This is a genomic window from Candidatus Thioglobus sp., from assembly GCF_028599055.1.
Classification (GTDB): domain Bacteria; phylum Pseudomonadota; class Gammaproteobacteria; order PS1; family Pseudothioglobaceae; genus Thioglobus_A.
Genome location: NZ_JAQRMS010000035.1, coordinates 9,933 through 11,497, shown reverse-complemented (window position 1 = coordinate 11,497; position 1,565 = coordinate 9,933). Strand labels below are relative to the sequence as shown.

General features: G+C 38.5%; 2 protein-coding genes. Both read left to right on the top strand.

The genetic code is table 11. The features are described from left to right. On the top strand, positions 1-281 hold a 281-nt coding region (locus PSN35_RS03750), incomplete at its 5' end, for a helix-turn-helix transcriptional regulator (protein ID WP_300029631.1). Then, positions 281-1,561, top strand: coding sequence for a type II toxin-antitoxin system HipA family toxin (locus PSN35_RS03745; protein ID WP_300029629.1), 1,281 nt, complete (start codon positions 281-283; stop codon positions 1,559-1,561). The genes PSN35_RS03750 and PSN35_RS03745, both read left to right, overlap by 1 nt. The last annotated feature ends 4 nt before the right edge of the window (positions 1,562-1,565 follow it).

Below are 1,565 nucleotides of genomic sequence, written 5' to 3'. Positions count from 1 at the left end.
TTGCTGAAATTGCCGCTAGAATTCGCAATCTTAGGCTGAACGATCTTGCAAATCAAATGTCGCAGAATGAATTGGCAACACGTGCTGGCATTTCACGAAGCACAGTGGCACGTTTTGAGCAAAAAGGCGAGATTTCCTTAATGCCACTCATTGCCATTCTTAGGGTGATGAAATTACTGCCTAATATCAATCAACTGGTACCTGAAAACATTGCACTTTCTCCGATGCAGGTTTCTAGAATAAAGTCTAAAAACAGTGATAGAAAAAGGGTTCGCAAGTAATGGCTAACGTTAATTTGGTTAATGTAATGTTATGGGGCGAGCAGCTTGGCGCTATTATTGCTGATGAGCAGCACCCTGGATATTATCTATTTCAGTATGCAGATAATCTACCAGTGCAACTTAATCCGTCTCCTATTAATATGCCGGTTAATCAAAGTGTGTATGGTTTCAGTCTTGATAAAGATACCTATCAAGGTTTGCCTGGCATGATTTCTGATTCCTTGCCTGATAAATTTGGTAATGCGTTGGTCAATCAATATATGGAAAGTAAAGGTATTGCTGCTAATCAAGTGACCACATTAGACCGACTTCTCTATATTGGCAAAAGAGGCATGGGCGCATTAGAGTTTGAGCCATCCAAAGCATTAGAGCAAAAAGACCATTACCCATTAGCAATGTCCGATTTGGTTGAAAGCGCCAGAAAAGCTATTCAAGGTAACTTCTCACAAGTTGCTAGTGATTTGATTCAGATTGGATCCTCTGCAGGCGGTGCTCGTCCGAAAGCGGTGATAGGTTGGAATCGAAAAAACAAGGATATTATTGCTGGACAATTTGATTTGCCGCTAGAGTATGAACATTGGCTGCTTAAGTTTGACGGCGTGGGAGAAGATCAAGAACTTGGTGGTAGTGATGGTTATGGCTGTATTGAGTATATTTATTACTTGATAGCAAAAGATGCAGGTATTCAAATGAGTGAATGTCGTTTGCTTGAAGAAAATGGTAGATCTCATTTTATGACTAAGCGTTTTGATCGTATTCATAATGAAAAAATTCATATGCAATCATTTTGTGCACTTGCACATCAGGATTTTAATCAGCCTTATGTGACTGATTACTCATTATTATTGCGTACCGCTCAGATGCTAGATTTGGGCAAAGATGAAGTTACCCAGCTGTATGCACGTATGGTGTTTAATGTTTTGGCTAATAACTGTGATGACCATACGAAAAACTTCGCATTTTTGATGCACGCTAAAGGTAATTGGTCGCTCGCACCAGCATTTGATGTAACGCATGCACACAATCCTTTGCCAGATAAATGGACTAAACAACATCAAATGTCGATTAATGGCAAGTTTGCAATTAAAGATATTGGCCTAGAAGATTTGTTGGTTGTCGCTAAAAAATTCAACATCAATAATCCGATAAAAATTATTGATAAGATTAAAAACTCGCTTTTAAACTGGGATGATTTGGCACATAAACACAATCTAAGCGACAAGCAAAGAATTGCCATAGGTAAAGAGATTCAACTAAATTTAATGAATATTGCACAATGAGTCT